At 71.6% G+C, this 18303-nt stretch carries 22 protein-coding genes; 16 read left to right on the forward strand and 6 right to left on the reverse strand.

Going from position 1 to position 18303, the window contains the following annotated elements; translation table 11 throughout:
• The first annotated feature begins 37 nt into the window (after positions 1–37).
• The 3 genes from AB0F15_RS26740 to AB0F15_RS26750 are packed head-to-tail and all read left to right on the forward strand — an operon-like array spanning position 38 to position 1896.
• Positions 38–547, forward strand: coding sequence for a SigE family RNA polymerase sigma factor (locus AB0F15_RS26740; RefSeq protein WP_360275655.1), 510 nt, complete (start codon positions 38–40; stop codon positions 545–547).
• Positions 540–1247, forward strand: a complete 708-nt coding sequence (locus tag AB0F15_RS26745; protein ID WP_360275658.1) for a hypothetical protein — start codon at positions 540–542, stop codon at positions 1245–1247. Before AB0F15_RS26740 ends, AB0F15_RS26745 begins: the two co-directional genes overlap by 8 nt.
• Positions 1248–1281: 34 nt before the next feature.
• Complete coding sequence (locus AB0F15_RS26750) at positions 1282–1896, forward strand: TetR family transcriptional regulator (RefSeq protein WP_360275661.1); 615 nt, start codon at positions 1282–1284, stop codon at positions 1894–1896.
• On the opposite strand, the gene AB0F15_RS26755 is transcribed toward AB0F15_RS26750, so the two are convergent.
• From AB0F15_RS26755 to AB0F15_RS26765, 3 genes are all read right to left on the reverse strand, one after another.
• Complete coding sequence (locus AB0F15_RS26755; protein WP_360275664.1) at positions 1878–2582, reverse strand: FadR/GntR family transcriptional regulator; 705 nt, start codon at positions 2580–2582, stop codon at positions 1878–1880. The two genes, AB0F15_RS26750 and AB0F15_RS26755, sit on opposite strands and share 19 nt — an antisense overlap.
• Positions 2583–2662: 80 nt before the next feature.
• Positions 2663–3670 carry a lactonase family protein gene (locus AB0F15_RS26760; RefSeq protein WP_360275668.1) on the reverse strand — a complete coding sequence of 336 codons (1008 nt, stop codon included), beginning with the start codon at positions 3668–3670 and terminating at the stop codon, positions 2663–2665.
• Positions 3663–4280 (reverse strand): bifunctional 4-hydroxy-2-oxoglutarate aldolase/2-dehydro-3-deoxy-phosphogluconate aldolase, encoded by a 618-nt coding sequence (locus AB0F15_RS26765; protein ID WP_360275670.1) that lies wholly within the window; start codon positions 4278–4280, stop codon positions 3663–3665. Before AB0F15_RS26765 ends, AB0F15_RS26760 begins: the two co-directional genes overlap by 8 nt.
• 55 nt (positions 4281–4335) lie before the next feature.
• On the opposite strand from AB0F15_RS26765, the gene AB0F15_RS26770 reads away from it, so the two are divergent.
• From AB0F15_RS26770 to AB0F15_RS26810, 9 genes are all read left to right on the forward strand, one after another.
• Positions 4336–5019: an SDR family NAD(P)-dependent oxidoreductase gene (locus AB0F15_RS26770; protein ID WP_360275673.1), complete on the forward strand. Its 684-nt coding sequence runs from the start codon at positions 4336–4338 to the stop codon at positions 5017–5019.
• A gap of 14 nt (positions 5020–5033) precedes the next feature.
• Entirely contained in the window at positions 5034–6179 is a 1146-nt protein-coding gene (gene dgoD, locus AB0F15_RS26775) for a galactonate dehydratase (protein ID WP_360275676.1), read from the forward strand.
• A gap of 46 nt (positions 6180–6225) precedes the next feature.
• Complete coding sequence (purB, locus tag AB0F15_RS26780; RefSeq protein ID WP_360275679.1) at positions 6226–7653, forward strand: adenylosuccinate lyase; 1428 nt, start codon at positions 6226–6228, stop codon at positions 7651–7653.
• 114 nt (positions 7654–7767) lie between these two features.
• Entirely contained in the window at positions 7768–8586 is an 819-nt protein-coding gene (locus AB0F15_RS26785) for a transporter substrate-binding domain-containing protein (protein ID WP_360275682.1), read from the forward strand.
• Between the two features lies 1 nt (position 8587).
• Positions 8588–9355, forward strand: coding sequence for an ABC transporter substrate-binding protein (locus AB0F15_RS26790; protein WP_360275685.1), 768 nt, complete (start codon positions 8588–8590; stop codon positions 9353–9355).
• Positions 9356–9362: 7 nt separating this feature from the next.
• A complete protein-coding gene (locus AB0F15_RS26795; protein WP_360275687.1) occupies positions 9363–10142 on the forward strand; it encodes an ABC transporter substrate-binding protein in 780 nt (259 codons plus the stop codon).
• Positions 10143–10149: 7 nt separating this feature from the next.
• Entirely contained in the window at positions 10150–10914 is a 765-nt protein-coding gene (locus tag AB0F15_RS26800) for an amino acid ABC transporter permease (protein WP_360275689.1), read from the forward strand.
• On the forward strand, positions 10911–11654 hold the full coding sequence (locus AB0F15_RS26805; protein WP_360275691.1) for an amino acid ABC transporter ATP-binding protein: 744 nt from the start codon (positions 10911–10913) through the stop codon (positions 11652–11654). The genes AB0F15_RS26800 and AB0F15_RS26805 overlap by 4 nt, the downstream gene beginning before the upstream one ends.
• 43 nt (positions 11655–11697) lie before the next feature.
• A complete protein-coding gene (locus AB0F15_RS26810; protein WP_360275693.1) occupies positions 11698–12579 on the forward strand; it encodes an MOSC N-terminal beta barrel domain-containing protein in 882 nt (293 codons plus the stop codon).
• On the opposite strand, the gene AB0F15_RS26815 is transcribed toward AB0F15_RS26810, so the two are convergent.
• Positions 12462–13268, reverse strand: a complete 807-nt coding sequence (locus AB0F15_RS26815; protein ID WP_360275696.1) for an SAM-dependent chlorinase/fluorinase — start codon at positions 13266–13268, stop codon at positions 12462–12464. The two genes, AB0F15_RS26810 and AB0F15_RS26815, sit on opposite strands and share 118 nt — an antisense overlap.
• Before the next feature lie 47 nt (positions 13269–13315).
• On the opposite strand from AB0F15_RS26815, the gene AB0F15_RS26820 reads away from it, so the two are divergent.
• The 3 genes from AB0F15_RS26820 to AB0F15_RS26830 all read left to right on the forward strand — a co-directional run bounded on the left by AB0F15_RS26820 (position 13316) and on the right by AB0F15_RS26830 (position 15475).
• Positions 13316–14320 (forward strand): phosphoribosylaminoimidazolesuccinocarboxamide synthase, encoded by a 1005-nt coding sequence (locus tag AB0F15_RS26820; protein ID WP_360275698.1) that lies wholly within the window; start codon positions 13316–13318, stop codon positions 14318–14320.
• The gene (locus tag AB0F15_RS26825) at positions 14241–14705 is read left to right on the forward strand and encodes an NAD(P)H-dependent oxidoreductase (protein ID WP_360275701.1); all 465 of its coding nucleotides are present in this window, start codon (positions 14241–14243) and stop codon (positions 14703–14705) included. The genes AB0F15_RS26820 and AB0F15_RS26825 overlap by 80 nt, the downstream gene beginning before the upstream one ends.
• Positions 14706–14779: 74 nt before the next feature.
• Positions 14780–15475, forward strand: coding sequence for a DUF2334 domain-containing protein (locus AB0F15_RS26830; protein WP_360275703.1), 696 nt, complete (start codon positions 14780–14782; stop codon positions 15473–15475).
• Here the strand turns inward: AB0F15_RS26830 and AB0F15_RS26835 are convergent.
• Both AB0F15_RS26835 and AB0F15_RS26840 read right to left on the reverse strand, forming a co-directional pair.
• Complete coding sequence (locus tag AB0F15_RS26835) at positions 15472–16107, reverse strand: MBL fold metallo-hydrolase (protein WP_360275705.1); 636 nt, start codon at positions 16105–16107, stop codon at positions 15472–15474. The two genes, AB0F15_RS26830 and AB0F15_RS26835, sit on opposite strands and share 4 nt — an antisense overlap.
• A 38-nt stretch (positions 16108–16145) precedes the next feature.
• Complete coding sequence (locus AB0F15_RS26840) at positions 16146–17078, reverse strand: DUF5937 family protein (protein ID WP_360275707.1); 933 nt, start codon at positions 17076–17078, stop codon at positions 16146–16148.
• A 61-nt stretch (positions 17079–17139) separates the two neighbouring features.
• Between AB0F15_RS26840 and AB0F15_RS26845 the strand changes: the two genes are divergently transcribed.
• Positions 17140–18285: an MFS transporter gene (locus tag AB0F15_RS26845; protein ID WP_360275710.1), complete on the forward strand. Its 1146-nt coding sequence runs from the start codon at positions 17140–17142 to the stop codon at positions 18283–18285.
• Positions 18286–18303 lie beyond the last annotated feature (18 nt).

Genomic DNA, 18303 nt, shown 5'->3' on the forward strand with positions numbered 1-18303 from the left:
CCCGGGCGAACGGCAACAGAGCGGAGCACGACTGCGCGTGGACCAGCGCGACGAGCAGGAGTTCGCGGAGTACTTCGCCGCCAGGCGGGACACCGTGCGCCGGACCGCGTACATGCTCTGCGGCGATTGGCACCGGGCGGACGACCTCGCGCAGACGGCGTTCGTCGCACTGCACCGGAGGTGGACGAAGATCAGGGATCGCGCGGCGACCGACGCGTACGTCCGCACGACGCTCGTCCGGGCGTCGATCGACGAATCGCGGCGTCCGTGGCGGCGCGAGTGGCAGACCGAGACGCTGCCGGAGCCCGCCGACGACTCGCCCGGCCTCGACGACCTCGTCGCGACCAGGGAAGACCTGCTCGCGGCGTTGAAGGAAGTGCCGCCCAAGCAGCGGGCGGTGCTGGTCATGCGGTTCTTCGAAGGACTCGACGTGGCCGGCGCGGCGCAGGCGCTGGGCTGCAGCGAAGGCAACGTGAAGAGCCAGACCGCGCGCGGGCTGGCGAACCTGAAGCAGGTCCTCGAACGGGAGGTGGAGACCAATGGATGAGCAGGAGCTGCGGTCGTTGTTCTCCGCCGCGCCCCCGGACGCACCGCCGCCGGCGTTCACCCGCGACGACGTCGTCCGCGAATCCCGCCGCCAGACCGTACGCCGCCGGAACCGGATCACCGCCGGGGTGAGTGCCGTCGCGCTGGTCGTCGTCGGGTTCGGGGCGTACGGAGTGCTTTCCGGGGGTACCCCGGAGTCGCTGACCGCGGCGAAGGACAACGCCGCGCCCGCGCAAGCGGGCTCCGCGCAACCCGGGGACGGCTCGATGCGTCCCCAGGTCGGTGGGGAGTCACCGAACTTCCCGGCCCAGCCACCTCAGCAGGGGGGTGACGGGGACGGGAAGACCGGCCCGCTGGCCGAAGGCGCCTCCGGGTGCGAACAGGTGGACGGGGAGCTCGCCATCGCCCTCGCTGGCGAGCTCCCCGGCCACTCCGCCACCCAGGCCGTCCCGGGTGGCGCCTGTTCGACGGCGTCGCGGTCCGCCGGGTTCCCGGTTCCGGGCGGCGAAGTCGCCGCGGCGGTGTACCCCAAGGGCGTCCCCGTGGCCTTCAAGTCCCAGCCCGCCGGCACCGTCACGGCCCAGGTGGGCACCGCGTCCGGGGGCGTGCTGGTGCTGGTCAGCGTGCCTTCCGCCGGGGCGCCGGCACCGTACGCGGGCCAGGTGGACCAGTTCGCGCAGGATCTCGCGCCCCGCTTCTGAGCCCGCGTCCACCCGGTTGGCAGAATGACCGGCCATGACCGCTGCGACCACCCCGAAGGGGGAGCGACGGCGTGCCGCGCTCGTCGAGGCCGCCGCGAAACTGCTCGTCGAGGGCGGGTTCGACGCCGTGCGGCACCGGGCGGTGGCCGAGCGGGCCAGCCTGCCGCTCGCGTCGACGACGTACTACTTCGCCTCCTTGGAAGAGCTGGTCACGGCGGCCGTCGAGCACCACTCGAACGCCGAGCTGGCGACCGGCCGCCGACGGCTGGAGGAGCTCGCGACCCGCAACCGCGGGGTGCAGGCGACCGTCGACCTGGTGCTGGACCTGCTGCTCGGCCCGGAGAGCGGTGACCCGGCGGCCGACGCCGAAGCGGTTCTCCTGCGGTACGAGCGGCTGGTCGCGACCGGCCGCCGCCCGTACCTGCGGCCGCTGATGCGGACGCTGTCGGCCCAGCTCAACGAGCTGCTGACGGCGATCTTCGCCCGCTCGGGCACCCCGGTCACCGACACCGAGCTGGAGCGGCTGGTCGCGCTGGTCGACGGCGCGGTCGTCAACGCCCTGATCGCGGTCGACCCGGAGCCGCGCGCGGCGGCGGCCCGGATGCTCCGGGCGGCGCTGGAGCCGGCCGTTCACGACCGCGTGCGCTGAGCCTTTTCCAGGTCTTCGCGGGACTTCGTGACCAGTGCGAGCATCGCCTGTTCCGCCGCGGCCGGGTCGCCAGCGACGATCGCGTCGACCACCTTCCGGTGGCTCGGCACCGGGTCCTCGGCCGTCGGCGCGCCGTGCACCAGCTTGTCGCGCTCGGCCAGCCCGATCGCGAGGATCCGCTCCATCCGCACCAGGAAGTTGTTGTGGGTGGCGGCCATCAGCCGCCGGTGGAAGGCGAGGTCGGCCCGGACGCTCGCCTCGAGGTCGTCGCCCGCCGCGGCCATGTCGGCCAGCGCCTCCCGCAGGGCCTCGATGTCCTCCTCCGACGCGCGCCCGGCGGCGATCCGCGCGGCGGCGGGCTCGACGACCGCGCGGACCTCGGTGAGCTCGTCGAGCAGTTCCGGATCGTCGGCGGCCGCGGTCTGCCAGCGCATGACGTCGGCGTCGAGCATGTTCCACTTCTCGCGCGGCTGGACGAAGGTGCCGCGCTTCTGCCGGGCGTCGATCATTCCCTTGGCTCCCAGCACCTTCAGCGCTTCGCGCAGCGCGGTCAGGCTGATGTCGAGCTCTTCGCGCAGCGCGGGCAGGTCCAGGACGGTGCCCTCGCCCCACTCGTCGGAGAGGATCCGGCTGGCCAGTGCCTCCACGGTCTGGCCGTGCAGCCCGCGTGGCCGGTGTTCGGTCATGGAGGGCCCTTCAGCCGGCAGGTCGTGACCGCTGCATCCTACGATCGATCGGCTTCGGCGCGGATGGCGTGCTCCCGCTGTCAGTGCAGCGAAACCGGCAGCACGAACGTCGGCGACCCGGTCGGGTAGTACCGCAGTTCCGCCTCGCCGGACGCGGTCAGCGTGAACGCCGTGATCGCGTCCTCCGACTGCGCGGCCACGTAACACGTCCCGTCCACCAGCGCGAAGTGCCGGGGGTTCGCGCCGCACGGCTGGTCCGTCACCGCGGCCGCGTCGTCGAGGGCGAACTCCGTCACGCAGTCCGGCCCGCGGTTCGACACGTACAGGCGCGAGCCGGTCAGCTCCACGTGGGCCGCCAGGTTCGGCCCGGAAGGCGGCGAGCACGTCGACGCCGTCGTGGACACCACCTCGAAGGCACCCGGGGAAGGCTCGCGGACCGTCACCAGCGTGCCGGCCAGCTCGCCGACGACGTACGCCAAGTCCGTCCCCGGACGGCGCACCAGCTGCCGCGGTCCCGTGCCGGGCGGCAGCGCGGAGACCGCCAGCGGTTCCAGGCCGCCCGAGGAAGTCAGCGTGTAGCTGCGGATCTCGTCCGTGCCGAGGTCGACCGCACTCACGATCGAGCCGTCCGGCGAGGGCACCACCATGTGGACGTGCGCGGCCTCCTGGCGGTCGGACACCGGGCCGCTCCCGCTGTGCCGGACCAGCGCCGTGCGGGAGAGCAGGGCACCGGACGGCGACAGCGAAAACACCGCCAGGCTGCCACCGGAGTAGTTGGCGCACACCAGAAACCGGCCGTCCGGCGTCACCGCCAGGTGGCACGGGTCCGCGCCGCCCGTCTCGGCCGTGCCCAGCACGGACAACGTCCCCGAGGGCGCGATGGCCAACGCCGTCACGCCGCCTGCCGAAAGCTCGTTGGCCGCGTACAGCACCGGTAACGACGGGTGCTGCACCAGCCACGACGGCGATTCCAGCGGCAGGGCACCGACCTCGCCGAGCTCACCCGAAGGCGAGCGCGAGAACGTCGTGATCCCGGTGCCGTTCCCCGCGTCGCCCGTGTAGCACCCGACGAAGACCAGCTCAGCCATGCGTGCTCCTCAGCAGCGTCTCGACCCGGGCGGTGATCTCCGCGGTGGTGCCGCGGGTCAGCGCCGAGCCGATCCCGCAGGCGACCGCACCCGCCGAGAGCCAGCGTGGCACGTCGTCCGGTCCGATGCCGCCGGTGGGTACCAACGGCGCCTGCGGCAGCGCCGCCCGCACGTCCGAGATCCACGACGGCGTCAGCGCGGAAGCCGGGAACACCTTCACGGCGTCGGCGCCTTCTTCCAGTGCTCGCACGATTTCGGTCACCGAACCGGCGCCCGGGACGGCGGCCGCGCCGTACCGGTGCGCCGTCCGGATCACCGCAGTGTCGACCGACGGCGACACCAGGAACCGCGCGCCGGCGCGGATCGCGAGGACCGCCGAGGCCTCGTCGAGCACCGTGCCGGCGCCGATCGTCGCGTCCGGGTAGGCCGCGGCGAGCCCGGAGATCGCGTCGAGCGCGCCGGGGTTGGTCAGCGGCAGCTCGATCGAGCGCAGCCCGGCTTCGAGGGCGGCGCGGGCCGCCGCGACCGCCGACTCCGCGTCGGGCGTCCGCACGATTCCGATGATGCCCTGGCGCAGAGCGTTCGACATGATTTCCCAGCGGTACTGCACGGGTCCACCTCCGTAGGATGTAATCTTAATTTAGTATTATTGAAGGGAGACGGCGATGCCTGCCCGTACCGCGGTGGTGACCGGAGCGGCGTCCGGGATCGGGGCGGCGACCGCACGGAGACTGCTCGACGACGGCTACCGCGTGCTGGGCGTGGACCTCACCGAACTCCCCGGCGGCGTCGTCCCGATCCGCGGTGACGTCCGCGACGACGCCACCTGGGCCGCCATCGGCGAGGTGGACGCCCTGGTCAGCAACGCCTACGTGCCCAGCACCGGGCCGCTGCACGAGATCGACCGGGCCGAGTGGCAGCGCCAGCTCGACGTCAACCTGACCGGCACGTACCTCGCGGTGAAGGCCTGCCTGCCGTCGTTGCGGAAGCGGCGCGGCGCGGTCGTGCTGGTTTCGTCGGTGCACGCGCACTTCGGGCTGGCGGGCCACCCCGCGTACGCCGCGAGCAAGGGCGCGCTCGTCTCGCTGGCCCGGCAGCTGGCCGTCGAATACGCCCCGGACGTGCGCGTCAACTCCGTGCTGCCGGGGCCGGTCCTCACCGAGGCCTGGAACCGCATCTCGCCGGAGGACCGCGAACGCAGCGCCCGCGCGACGCCGGCAGGCCGGCTCGGGCAGCCGGCCGAAGTCGCGAACGTGATCGCGTTCCTGCTTTCGGACGCCGCGTCGTTCGTCACCGGGGCCGAGCTGACCGTCGACGGCGGCTGGTCCGCTGCCAAGGATTCCGCGTAGGAGAGAGGACCCGGGTGAAGATCACCGAGATCGAAACGTTCCTGGTCGCACCGCGCTGGCTGTTCCTCAAGGTCAGCACCGACGAAGGGATCAGCGGCTGGGGCGAGCCCGTGGTCGAGGGCCGCGCGGAGACCGTCCGCGCCGCCGTGCACGAGCTGTCGGAGCTGCTGATCGGCCAGGACCCGCTGCGCATCGAGGACCACTGGCAGGTGCTGCGCCGCGGCGGTTTCTACCGCGGTGGCCCGGTGCTCTCCAGCGCGCTCGCCGGGTTCGACCACGCGTTGTGGGACATCGCCGGGAAGGTGCGTGACGCCCCGGTGCACGAGCTGCTCGGCGGACCGGTCCGCGACCGCGTCCGGGTCTACAGCTGGGTCGGCGGCGACCGCCCCGCCGGGATCCGCGAAGCGGTGTCCGCTCAGGTCGAGGCGGGGTTCACCGCGGTGAAGATGAACGTCGCCGGCCCGCTGACCGCGATCGCGTCGCCCGCGGAGGCCCACGCCGCGGTGGAGCGCGCGTGGGAGGCGCGGGAGGTGCTCGGCCCGCACCGCGACCTCGCGATCGACTTCCACGGCCGCGTCTCGCCCGCGATGGCGCGCCGGCTGGTCAAGCTCCTCGAAGACGTCCAGCCGATGTTCGTCGAGGAGCCGGTGCTGCCGGAGACCCAGGGCGACGCGCTGCGCTCGGTCGTCGAGGCGTCCACCGTGCCGATCGCCCTCGGCGAGCGGCTCTACTCGCGCTGGGAGTTCAAGCCGGTGCTCGACGCCGGCGTCGCCGTCGTCCAGCCGGACCCCTCGCACGCCGGCGGCATCTCCGAGCTGCGGCGGATCGGGGCGCTGGCCGAGGTGTACGGCGCTTCGCTGGCGCCGCACTGCCCGCTCGGGCCGATCTCACTGGCCGCGTCGCTGCAGGTCGCGTTCGCGACGCCGAACTTCCTGATCCAGGAACAGAGCGTGGGCATGCACTACCACGAAGGACGCGAGCACACCTATCTCACGGACCCGTCGATCTTCGCCTTCCAAGACGGCTACGCGGCCCGTCCGCTGGGGCCCGGCCTCGGCATCGAGGTCGACGAAGAGGCCGTTCGCCGCGCTGACGAAATCGGGCACACCTGGCGCTCACCGGTGTGGCGCCACGACGACGGCGGCTTCGCGGAATGGTGAAACCCCGGGCCGTTACCGCGCTGACCTGCGCAGGTAGGGTGATGGTGTGACGGACAAGCCCCGCATTCCGAACGTGCTCGCCGCCCGCTACGCCTCGGCGGAACTGGTTTCGCTCTGGTCCCCGGAGCAGAAGGTCGTCCTGGAGCGGCAGCTCTGGCTGGCCGTCCTCAAGGCGCAGAAGGACCTCGGCGTCGAGGTGCCGGACGGCGTCGTCGAGGACTACGAGCGGGTCGTCGACCAGGTCGACCTCGAGTCGATCGCCGCTCGCGAGCGCGTCACCCGCCACGACGTCAAGGCGCGGATCGAGGAGTTCAGCGACCTCGCCGGGCAGGAACACATCCACAAGGGCATGACCTCGCGCGACCTCACCGAGAACGTCGAGCAGCTGCAGCTGCTCCGCTCCCTCGAGCTCGTGCGGACCCGCGTCGCCGCCGTGCTGGCGCGGCTGGCCGCCCTCGCCGTCGAGCACGCCGACACCGTCATGGCCGGGCGCTCGCACAACGTCGCCGCGCAGGCCACCACCCTCGGCAAGCGGTTCGCCACGGCGGCCGACGAGCTGCTGGTCGCCTTCGACCGGCTCGAAAACCTCATCGAGCGCTACCCGCTGCGCGGTATCAAGGGCCCGGTCGGGACCGCGCAGGACATGCTCGACCTGCTCGGCGACGAGTCCACTTTGGACCAGCTCGAGGACCGCGTGATGCAGCACCTCGGCTTCAACCGGCGCTTCGTCAGCGTCGGCCAGGTGTACCCGCGCTCGCTCGACTTCGACGTGCTGTCCACGGTGGTCCAGCTGGCCGCGGCGCCGTCCAGCGTGGCCAAGACGATCCGGCTGATGGCGGGCCACGAGCTGGTCACCGAGGGCTTCAAGCCCGGCCAGGTGGGCTCGTCCGCCATGCCGCACAAGATGAACACCCGCTCGTGCGAGCGCGTCAACGGCCTCGCCGTCGTCCTGCGCGGCTACCTGTCGATGATCGGTGAGCTGGCCGGCGACCAGTGGAACGAGGGCGACGTCTCCGACTCGGTCGTCCGCCGCGTCGCGCTGCCGGACAGTTTCTTCGCGCTCGACGGGCTGCTGGAGACGTTCCTCACGGTGCTGGCCGAGTTCGGCGCCTTCCCGGCGGTGATCGAACGTGAGCTGGATCGCTATCTGCCGTTCCTCACCACGACGAAGGTGCTCATGGCGTCGGTCCGCGCGGGCGTCGGACGTGAGACGGCCCACGAAGCGATCAAGGAGCACTCGGTCGCCGTCGCGCTCGAGATGCGCGAAGGCCGTGCCGAGAACGACCTGCTCGACCGGTTCGCCGCCGACGAGCGCATCCCGCTCGACCGCGGTGAGCTGGACAAACTCCTCGCCGACCGGATTTCGTTCACCGGGACGGCCGGGCGGCAGGTCGCGCAGGTGGCCGAGCGCGTCGCGGCGGTTCTCGAGCGGTTCCCGGAGGCCGCGGGCTACGCGCCGCAGCCCATCCTGTGAGCTGACGCACCCGTCCACGGACTGGAACGAAATTACTCGAACGGGCGAAATCCCTAATCTCGATCGCTGACCACGGAGCGCTGCGAAGCGCTAGTCCTCACCATGGAAGAAGCGATGAGATCCACGCTGTCCAAGATCACCGCCGTCCTCACCGCGGGCGCGCTGACCATGACCCTGGCCGCCTGCGGTGGTTCGAGCGCGGGGGCGGCCACCCTGCGCGTCGGGACCCTCAGCGACGCCCCGCCGTCGATCTACCTGGAGAACGGCCGCTTCACCGGCTACGACAACGAGCTGCTGCGGGACATCGCCAAGCGTGAGGGCTTCGAGGTCGAGTTCGTCGGCACGGAGTTCTCCAGCCTGCTGGCCGGCGTCGCGACCGGCAAGTTCGACATCGGCAGCTCGACGATCTCCAGCACCGAGGCGCGCAAGAAGACGGTCGCCTTCTCCAACGGCTACAACACCGGCTTCACCACGGTCGTCACGGCGAAGGGCGCGAACCTCAAGGACATCGCTTCACTGGGCGGGAAGCGGCTCGGCGCGGTCCAGGGCTCGGTGCAGGACGAGTTCGCGGGCAAGGTCGCCGGTGCCCAGGTCGTCCGGTTCCCGGACTACAACGCGGGCTTCGCGCAGCTCAAGAACGGCACCCTCGACGGCTGGGTCGTGCCGCAGGACATCGGGCAGAAGTACCTGGACCAGAACCCGGCGGTGCCGCTGGAACTCGGGTACACCGTCGAGGACAAGGACACCCCGTCGGCGTTCGCGGTCGCCAAGAAGAGCACCGACCTGCTGAACAAGCTGAACGACGGCCTCGCGAAGGCGGTCGCGGACGGTACGGTCGCCCGCATCTACGCGCAGTTCTACAAGAACACGCCGCTGTCGAAGGAACTCCGGCAGGGCGGCCCCGGCCTCCCGGTCAAGAACGTGGGTGTGTGACGTGAAGAAGCTGATCGTCACGGTGCTCGCCGCGGCCCTCACGCTGACCGCGTGCGGCGGTGGCTCCGAGAGCGCTTCCCCGACGTTGCGCGTCGGCACCCTGAGCGACGCGCCGCCGAACATCTACCTCAAGGACGGCAACTACACCGGCTTCGACAACGAGCTGCTCAAGGCCATCGCGGCCAAGCAGAACCTGAAGCTGGAGTTCGCCGCGACCGACTTCTCCGCGCTGCTCGGGCAGGTCGCGTCGGGCCGCTACGACATCGCCAGCTCGGCGATCGCGCAGACCGACGAGCGCAAGAAGACGGTCGACTTCTCCGCGGCGTACGACTTCGAAACGATGAGCATCCAGGCCAAGCAGGGCACCCCGGTCACCGACGAAAAGGGGCTGGCGGGCAAGCGCGTCGCCGTCATCCAGGCGACCGTAGGGGACCACTGGCTGACCGGCACCGTGCCCACCGCCCAGGCCGTGCGCTTCCCCGACTACGCCGCCGCGCTGACCGCGCTGAAGAGCGGTGCCGTCGACGCGTACATCCTGGACCAGTCCATCGCCGAGAAGAACGTCACCGACAACCCGGACGCCAAGCTGGTCGTCGTCAAGAGCTTCGTCACGGACGTCCCGCACGGCTTCGCGGTGAAGAAGGGCAACGCCGAGCTGCTCGGCAAGATCAACGACGGGCTCAAGCAGGTGATCTCCGACGGGACCTGGCTTAAGCTGCACCAGCAGTTCCTGCCGACCGTTCCGGTGCCGGCCGGGTTCCAGGGTTAGGAGAAGCATGAAGAAGACACTGGTCACGGCGCTCACCGTGACCTTGCTGGCCGCGCTCACGGCGTGCGGCGGCTCGGACAGCGGTGGCGACAAGACCCTGCGCGTCGGCACGCTGAGCGACTCGAAGCCGAACGCCTACCAGGAGAACGGCAACTACACCGGGTTCGACAACGAGCTCCTGAAGGCCATCGCCGCCAAGGAAGGCCTGAAGCTGGAGTTCGCCGCGACGGAGTTCTCGGCGCTGCTCGGCCAGGTCGCCAACGGCACGTTCGACATCGGCAGCTCGGCGATCTCCCAGACCGACGCCCGCAAGAAGACCGTCGACTTCTCGGCGGCGTACAACTACCAGTCCCTCGGCATCGAGGCCAAGGAGACCGCCGGCATCACCGACGAGAACTCCCTGGCGGGCAAGCGGATCGGCGTCGTGCAGGGCACGGTCTCGGACACCTGGCTCGGCTCGAACGCGCCGACGGCCCAGGCCGTCCGCTTCCCGAACGACGCCGCCGCGCTCAACGCCCTCAAGACCGGCGCGATCGACGGCGCCGTGTTCGACCAGGCCACCGCCGAGGACTACGCGAAGAACAACGCCGACGCGAAGCTCAAGGTGACGAAGGCGATCACGACGACCATCCCGCACGGGTTCGCGTTCAAGAAGGGCAACACGGACCTGATCGGCAAGATCAACGACGGCCTCAAGAAGGTCATCGCGGACGGCACGTGGGTCAAGGTGCACGACCAGTTCGAGCCGACCGCGCCGGTGCCCGCCGAGTTCAAGGCCGGACAGTAAATCCACAATGGACGACTTCGTCAACACGTTCCTGGACTGGGACTACATCTCCCAGGTCCTGCCGGACCTGCTGAAGACCGGCCTGCTGAACACCCTCATCCTGTCGGTGTCCTCGGCGCTGATCGGCACCGTGGTCGGCATGCTGCTGGCGGTGCTGGGCCTGTCCACCAAGTGGTGGCTGCGCTGGCCCGCGCGGATCTACACCGACGTCTTCCGCGGGCTGCCCGCCATCCTGACGATCCTGCTGATCGGCCAAGGGCTCGGCACGCTCGCGCGGGACGTCGTCGGCACCAACCCGTACCCGATGGGCATCCTGGCGCTGTCCCTGATCGCCGCCGCCTACATCGGCGAGATCTTCCGGTCCGGCATCCAGAGCATCGACAAGGGACAGCTGGAAGCCAGCCGGGCGCTCGGGATGAGCTACACCAAGTCGATGGTGCTGGTGATCATCCCGCAGGGGGTGCGGCGGGTGCTGCCCGCGCTGGTCAACCAGTTCATCGCGCTGGTCAAGGACTCCAGCCTCGTCTACGTGCTCGGGCTGCTGTCCGGGCAGCGCGAGCTGTTCCGGATCGGCCAGGACCTCGCGGCCAACACCGGCAACCTGTCGCCGCTGGTCGCCGCCGGGGTGTTCTTCCTGGTGATCACCGTGCCGCTGACGCACCTGGTGAACTACATCGACAAGAAGCTCCGGACCGGCCGCAAGGTGCGCGCCGACGAGCCGGGCGACGGAGACGAGCTGGATCTGGTCGCCAGCGGGAAGGTCGGCGCGTGACGGCGACGGCAGTGCGTTCGTCCAGTGTGGAGCTGCGGGACATCCACGTCAGCTTCGGCACGCTGGAAGTCCTGCGCGGGGTCGATCTCAAGGTGCCGAGCGGGAAGACGACCTGCGTGATCGGGCCGTCCGGCTCCGGCAAGTCGACGCTCCTGCGGTGCGTGAACCGGCTGCAGGAGCCCGATTCCGGCGATCTGCTGCTCGACGGCGAATCGGTGATCAGGTCCGACCCGGACGCGCTGCGCCAGCGCGTCGGCATGGTGTTCCAGCACTTCAACCTCTTCGGCCACCGAAGCGTGCTGGACAACATCGTGCTTCCGCTGCGCAGCGTGAAGAAGCTGGGCAAGGAGGAGGCGGCGGAGATCGCCCGGGCCCGCCTGGCGGAGGTCGGCCTCGCGGACAAGGCGCCGTACCGGCCGAGTGCGTTGTCCGGGGGGCAGCAGCAGCGCGTCGCGATCGCGCGGGCGCTGGCGATGGAACCCGAGGTGATGCTCTTCGACGAGGCCACCAGCGCGCTCGACCCAGAGCTGGTCAAGGGCGTGCTGAACCTCATGGCGGGGCTGGCTTCGCGGGGGCTCACCCTGATCGTGGTCACCCACGAGATGGGGTTCGCCCGGAGCGTCGCCGACGAGGTGGCGTTCATGGACGCGGGCCGCATCGTCGAGCAGGGGCCGCCGGCGCAGCTCTTCGACGAGCCGCAGAGCCCGCGGTTGCAGCGGTTCCTGTCCCAGGTGCTGTGAAAGGAAGACGCTTCGGCGGTGGCACCCCGGGTAACCTGCCGAGATGGCGAGAATCGCTCGGCTGAGGTACTACCCGGTCAAGGCCTGCGCCGGCACCGAAGTGCCGGCCGCCGAGGTCACCCCCGCCGGGCTCGCGCACGACCGGGTCTTCCAGGTCGTCGCGCCGGAGGGGGATGTCCTCACCCAGCGGCCGCACCCGGTGCTGGCGTCGGTCCGGCCGCGGGTGCTCGGCGACCGGCTCGCGTTGTCCGCCCCGGGCCTCGAGGACATCGTCGTCGACATCCGGCGCGACACCCCGCGGCGTCCGGTGTCGATGGCCGCTTGGCACGGCGAAGGCGTCCACCAGGGCGCCGAGGCCGCCGAGTGGTTCTCGGACCTGCTCGGCCGGCCCGCCGAGCTGGTCCGCGTCACGCCCGAACACCAGCGCGTCACCACTGGTGAAACGCCGGGCACGGCCGCGTTCGCCGACGGGCACGCGCTGCTCGTCGTCTCGGAGTCCTCTTTGGACGCACTGAACGCGCGCATCCTCGAACGGGGAGGGGAACCCGTCCCGATGGACCGCTTCCGCCCCAACATCGTCCTCTCCGGCTGGGCCGAACCGCACGGCGAGGACGACGCCCGCGAGCTGTCGGCGGGTACCGCGAAGTTCGGCTACGCCGGGCGCTGCGTGCGCTGCAAGGTCCCGATGATCGACCAGGAGACCGGCGCGAAAGCCGGCCCCGAGCCCATCCGCACCCTCGCCACCTACCGGCGTGACCCGGCCGGTGGCGTCGTCTTCGGAATGCAGGCCGCGGTGCTCCGGCCCGGTCAGGTCGCCGTCGGCGACGCGGTGATCGTGCACTCCTGGGCCGGTCCGAGCCCGAGCACGGCCGCCGCCGAGCCGCCGTTGACGGCCACCGCGAGCCGTCCCGCCGAATCGGTGTAGAGCACCGACGCGCCGGCGGGCACGTCGGCGAAGGTCCGCCCGAGCACCGTGGTCACCGCGACCCGCTCGCTGTGCACGGAAACCGCGCCGGACAGGCCGGAGAGCTCGAGGTCCGCCGGGGTCGCGGCCAGCTGGACGTTGCCGAAGTGGTCGACCGTCAGCACCTCCGACACCAGCTTCCCCGGGAACGCCGCCACGAACGGCTCCGGCATCGCGACCAGGTCGGCCACCTGGTCACCGAAGTCGGCCGGTGGCACCCCGAGCGCGAGGTGCGCGGCCGCGGGCGCGAAGACGTCCCGCCCGTGGAACGTCGCTGACGTGGCCGGCAGCCGCAGCGACGGCTCCGCCAGCTCGTACGCCGCCCGGACCCCGCCGAGCGCCTGCGCGGCCGGCAGCAGGAGGCCGTTGTCCGGCCCGACCAGCAGCCCGTCGTCGGTGACGACGACCACGCCGAGCCGGGCGGTGCCGACGCCGGGGTCGACGACCGCGACGTGCACCGATTCCGGCAGGTAGGGGACCGTCTGGGCCAGTGCCATCGCCCCGTGCCGGATGTCCTGGGGAGGCACTTCGTGGGTCACGTCGAGCACCCGCACCGCGGGCGCCAGCCGCGCGATCACGCCGTGGCAGGCCGCCACGAAGCCGTCGCGCAGGCCGTAGTCGGTGGTCACCGAGATCCAGTCGTACGCCATGCCAGCATCATCCATGGTGGCGGAGGGTGCCGGTTAGGGTTCAGCGCGTGACACCCCTCCTCGCCCTCGAACGGATCGCCACCGGCAAGGTCCGCGACCTGTACGCGGTGGGCGACGACCACCTGCTGATCGTCGCCTCCGACCGCATCTCCGCCTTCGAGCGCGTCTTCCCCACCTCGGTCCCCGGCAAGGGCCGGGTGCTCACCGCGATGAGCGTCTTCTGGTTCCGCGAACTCGCCGACGTCCTCCCCAACCACCTCGTGACCTCCGACGGGCCGCTCATCCCCGAGTCCGTCCGCGGGCGCGCCCTGCTGGTCGAGCGGCTCGACATGCTGCCGGTGGAGGCGGTCGTCCGCGGCTACCTCACCGGCCGCGGGTACGCGGATTACCGCCGGTCCGGGGAGGTGTGCGGGCTGCCGCTGCCGCCCGGGCTCGCCGAGTCGGCGCGGCTGCCGGAGCCGATCTTCACGCCGTCCACCAAGGCACGTGCCGGCGAAAAGGACGAGAACATCGACTTCGGCACGTGCGTCTCGGTGCTCGGCCGCGCGCTCGCCGAGGAGGTCCGGGAGGCGTCGCTGGAGCTGTACCGCCGGGGCGCCGCGCGGGCCGCGGAGCAGGGGTTGCTGCTGGCCGACACGAAGTTCGAATTCGGCATCGGCGCGCACGGCGGCCTGGTGCTCGCGGACGAGCTGCTGACGCCGGATTCGGCGCGCTACTGGCTCGCCGACGGCCACCAGCCCGGCCTGCCGCAGCCGTCGTTCGACAAGCAGCACGTGCGTGACTGGCTGGTCGACCCGGCGTCCGGCTGGGACTGCGTGTCCCCGCTGCCGCCGTTGCCGCCGGAGGTCGTGACGGCCACGCGCGAGCGGTACCTCGAGGCGTACCGCCGCATCACCGGGCTTTCCCTGGCAGACTGGCCGCGTGATCCTGCTGATCTGCGGCAGCCTGCGGGCCGGCTCGGGCAATGCGGCGGTGCTGGGGACCGTCGCGACCCTCACCGCGAGCAAGACGTACACCGGCCTCGGCGACCTGCCGCACTTCAACCCCGATGACGACCGCGATCCGCTGCCCCCGGCGGTCGCTTCGCTGCGGGCGTCGATCAAGGACGCCGACGCGATCCTGATCTGCACCCCGGAGTACGCGGGTGGGCTGCCGGGCTCGTTCAAGAACCTCCTGGACTGGACGGTCGGCGGCGGCGAGATCTACGGCAAGCCGGTTTCGTGGATCAACGCGTCCTCGATCGCGGCGCCGACCGGCGGCCGGGACGCGCACGACTCGCTGCGGAAGGTCCTGACGTACGCGGGCGCGAAGATCGTCGAAGAGGCGTGCGCCCGGATCCCGGTCTCGCGCGCGGACGTCGCCGACGGGCAGGTCGCCGATCCCGACCTGCGGGGCCGGATCGCGATGGCGGTCCAGCGCCTCCGCGAGGGTGTCTGAGCCTTACGGCAACGGACGCTCGCCCGTTCTGCGCAGTTCACGGGAGTTTCAGGCACGTAGGTCCCAATGGGGACGTGGACGCTCGCTTGCTGGTTTCGCTGTCGGGAATCACCCCGCGCACGCTGCACCGGTGCGCCGACCTCGCGGCCGAGCTCGACCGCCGCAAGGTGCCGCTTTCGGTGCTGTACGCCGCCCGCACCGGCGAAGGCCCGGTGACGGAGTGGGTGCGCACCCGCGCCCGCGCCGGTGATTCCGTGCTGCTGCACGGCTACGACCACGCCGTCACGCCCACGCACCGCACGGTGTACCTGGGCAAGAAGGCGGAGTTCGCGACCTTGCCCGCGCACGAGGCGCGCCTGCGGCTGATCGCCGCGAAGGCCGCGCTGGACCACGCCGGTCTCGCCGTCGACGGCTTCGCGCCGCCGCGGTGGGTGGCGTCCCCGGGCACGCTGCAGGCGCTGGCCGAGCACGGGTTCCGGCTGTGCGCGGACCTCGGCGCGGTGCGGGACCTCGTCACCGGCGACGTGCGCCGGGCGCGGGTCCAGGAGTTCACCAGCCAGTCGTACCGCACGGAGACGGTGCGCTGCTTCGCGCTGGTGCTGGCGGCGGCGCGGGCGGCGCGCCGCGGCGGGCTGGTCCGGCTGGCGGTGGACGCCATCGACCTCACCCGCCCCGGCCTCCGCCAGGCCCTGCTCGACGCGGTGGACGTCGCGGTGGAGAACCGCGCGTTCGGGGCGACTTACGGTTCGCTGCGCGCGGTGGCGGCCTAGAACTTCGCGGGTTCCGCCCGCTCGAGCACCTTGACCTCGGTGCCTTCGGGCGCGAGGTGGTCGAACAGGCCGTAGTGCATGGCCGGGTTGGCGAGCACGGCTTCGTGGATGGGCACGGCCACCCGCGGCGCGACGGCCCGCAGGTAGTCGACGGCCTCCCCGGCCTTGAGCCACGGCGCCCCGGTGGGCAGGCCCAGGACGTCGATCTTCTGTTCGGGCACGAAGAACGAGTCGCCGGGGTGGAAGAAGGCACCGTCGTCGAAGACGTATCCGATGTTCGGGATGACGGGAATGTCGGAGTGGATGACGGCGTGCTCCCCGCCGACGGCCTTGACCGAGGTGGCCCCGACGGTGAAGGCGGCACCGACGTCGGCGACGTCGAACGGGAGGCCCAGTTTTTCGACTTCGGGGGCCGATCCGGGATCGACGATCAGCTTGGCGTCCGGGTTCGCTTCGAGGACCTGGGGCAGCCGCCGGACATCGAGGTGGTCGAAGTGCTGGTGCGTGATCAGCACGGCGGACAGCTCCCGCTCACCCTCGAAGCCGGTCGAGAAGGTGCCGGGGTCGATCAGGATCCGCTCGGAGCCGGTCTCCAGCAACAGGCAGGCGTGTCCGAAATGGACGATACGCATCGGTGGTTCTCCTTCACGAGGGGTCGATTCCAGCCTAGTCAGAGTTTCCCGGTGAGCAACGCGTCGCCGAGTTCCGTGCGCCGGTAGAGCACCCGGTGACCGCGGCGTTCCGACGCGAGCAACCCCGCCCCGCGCAACGCCGTGAGGTGCGCGGAAACCGTCGCCGGGGCCAAGTCGTGGCGGCGGGCCAGTTCCGTCGTCGCCGCCGGCCGGTCCAGGCTCGTGAGCAGCAGCGCCCGCGTCCGGCCGAGGACCTCGGCCAGCGCCGCCGGCGGGCCGGCCGGGGACGTCCACAGCGAAGCGACCCCGCGCGCCGGGTACAGCAGCGAAACCTGCCACGGCGGCACCGTCACGACGCCGACGTTCGGCCACGCGAACACCGCCGGGATCAGCAGCAACCCCCGCGAGTCGAGTTCGAGCCGCTCGCGCGCGCGGAGGTCGACCAGGATCGTGGTGCCCGACAGCCGCACGCGCGGGTGCAGCTCGGCCAGCATCGCCGCGAGCCCGCCGGACCCCAGCTGCCGCGTCCGGAACGCGATGTCCGCGGCCAGCAGCTCGCGCAGGCGGGGCCACTCCGGCGCCAGCAGCGTGTCCCACACCGTCTCGAGCTGGTCGGCGAGCAGGTCACGCGCGGCCACCGGGTCGGCAGGCAGCAGGGACAGATCGGCGTCGACCATCCCCAGCTCCAACGCCACCTGCGAAGGCGGCGTCGCACGGACCACCTCGAGCTGCGCTTCGGCGGTCGTCTCCGGGCCGTCGGGCGGCGGGCTCAGGAACTCGGTGATGTAGTGCCGCGCGCTCAGGACCGCGGCCAGCTCGGGCACGTCGGGAACGGCGGAGAGCCACGCCGGGGGCGCCGGGTGCCGCCGGACGCCGAGCAGCGTCTGGACCGCACCCAGCACCTCCTCCAGCGGTGAGATCGCGAAGCGGACGTGGTGGCTCCCCTCCGCGGTCAGGACCAGTTCGATCACGGCTGATTCGCTCTCACCCGAATCAGTGTGCCTCGGATGGCGGACGAACGACGCTACGGACATGTCGTTGTTCACCCATCGCGCCTATTGGCGCTGGTCGGCGGGCGTCCAGTTCGCCCGCCTCCCGGCGACCATGGCGCCGCTCGCGTTCACCCTGCTGACCACCGCCACGACCGGTTCGTACCGGCTCGGCGGCGTGCTGATGTCGGTCTACGTCGCCGCCGAGATGGTCTGCGCGGTCCCGGCCGGCCGGCTGCTGGACCGCCTCGGCCCGGCTCGCGGACTGCCCGCGCTGCTGCTGCTCACCGCCGCCGGGTTCGCCGTACTGGCCGCGGCGGCCGCGAACCACGCGCCGGCCGCGGTGCTGACCGCGCTCGTCGTCCTGCCCGGGGTCGCCGCGAGTGCGCTGTCCGGTGGCTTCCGGACGCTCTTGGCCGACACGGTCGACGACGCGCTGCTGCCCCGGGCGATCTCCGTCGACGCGATGCTCCTCGAAGGCGTGCTGATCGGCGGCCCGGCGCTGGTCGCGCTGCTCGACCTGGCCGGCACGTTCGTTCCGGTCGCCGCCATGGCCGTCACCTGCGTGGCCGCCGCCGCGCTCGTTCCACGCCGCGCGGGTGCGCACGATCGGGCCGATTCCGCCGGCGACGTCCCGCCGGCACGGCTCACCGCGTACCTGCCGTGGCTGGGCTGCGCGTTCACCGTCGGGCTGCTGCTGTCGACGATCGAGGTGGCGCCGCTGCCCTTGGTCGAGCGTCTCGGGGCGCCGCCGACCGCGGCACCGGTGGTGATCGCGGTGCTGAGCGGGGCGAGCATCGTGGGCAGCGCGCTGTACGCGTGGCGGGGGAAGACCGGCGACCCGCGGCTGTTCCTCGGCGGGTTCGTCGTCGGCGGCCTCGTGCTCGCCGCCGGCCTCGGCTGGCCCGGGTTGCTCGCGTCGGTGGTCGTGATCGGCGGCTGCACCGGCCCGCTGGTGGCCGCGACGTCGGTCAACCTGCAGCGCCTGCTGCCGAAGAACCGCAGGTCGGCGGGATTTTCGCTGAGTTTCACCGTGCAGGCGGGCGGCTTCGGGCTGGGCTCGCTGGCGGTCGGTGTGCTGCCGTTGTGGCTCGCCCCGGTGTTCGGTGTCTTTGCCGCAGCGACCGCCGGTGCAATGCTGGTGGTGAAGCCCGCGCGACCTATTGGCACCGTGTCAGTAACGCCGTAACCTGGGCTGAACCTAGAA

This window comes from Amycolatopsis sp. NPDC026612 (assembly GCF_040638285.1).
Classification (GTDB): domain Bacteria; phylum Actinomycetota; class Actinomycetes; order Mycobacteriales; family Pseudonocardiaceae; genus Amycolatopsis.

Coding starts and splice junctions, on each gene's coding strand:
- AB0F15_RS26745 (WP_360275658.1), top strand. CDS start 540: ATGGATGAGCAGGAGCTGCGGTCGTTGTTCTCCGCCGCGCCCCCGGAC.
- AB0F15_RS26750 (WP_360275661.1), top strand. CDS start 1,282: ATGACCGCTGCGACCACCCCGAAGGGGGAGCGACGGCGTGCCGCGCTC.
- AB0F15_RS26755 (WP_360275664.1), bottom strand. CDS start 2,582: ATGACCGAACACCGGCCACGCGGGCTGCACGGCCAGACCGTGGAGGCA.
- AB0F15_RS26760 (WP_360275668.1), bottom strand. CDS start 3,670: ATGGCTGAGCTGGTCTTCGTCGGGTGCTACACGGGCGACGCGGGGAAC.
- AB0F15_RS26770 (WP_360275673.1), top strand. CDS start 4,336: ATGCCTGCCCGTACCGCGGTGGTGACCGGAGCGGCGTCCGGGATCGGG.
- AB0F15_RS26785 (WP_360275682.1), top strand. CDS start 7,768: ATGAGATCCACGCTGTCCAAGATCACCGCCGTCCTCACCGCGGGCGCG.
- AB0F15_RS26795 (WP_360275687.1), top strand. CDS start 9,363: ATGAAGAAGACACTGGTCACGGCGCTCACCGTGACCTTGCTGGCCGCG.
- AB0F15_RS26800 (WP_360275689.1), top strand. CDS start 10,150: ATGGACGACTTCGTCAACACGTTCCTGGACTGGGACTACATCTCCCAG.
- AB0F15_RS26810 (WP_360275693.1), top strand. CDS start 11,698: ATGGCGAGAATCGCTCGGCTGAGGTACTACCCGGTCAAGGCCTGCGCC.
- AB0F15_RS26815 (WP_360275696.1), bottom strand. CDS start 13,268: ATGGCGTACGACTGGATCTCGGTGACCACCGACTACGGCCTGCGCGAC.
- AB0F15_RS26835 (WP_360275705.1), bottom strand. CDS start 16,107: ATGCGTATCGTCCATTTCGGACACGCCTGCCTGTTGCTGGAGACCGGC.
- AB0F15_RS26845 (WP_360275710.1), top strand. CDS start 17,140: ATGTCGTTGTTCACCCATCGCGCCTATTGGCGCTGGTCGGCGGGCGTC.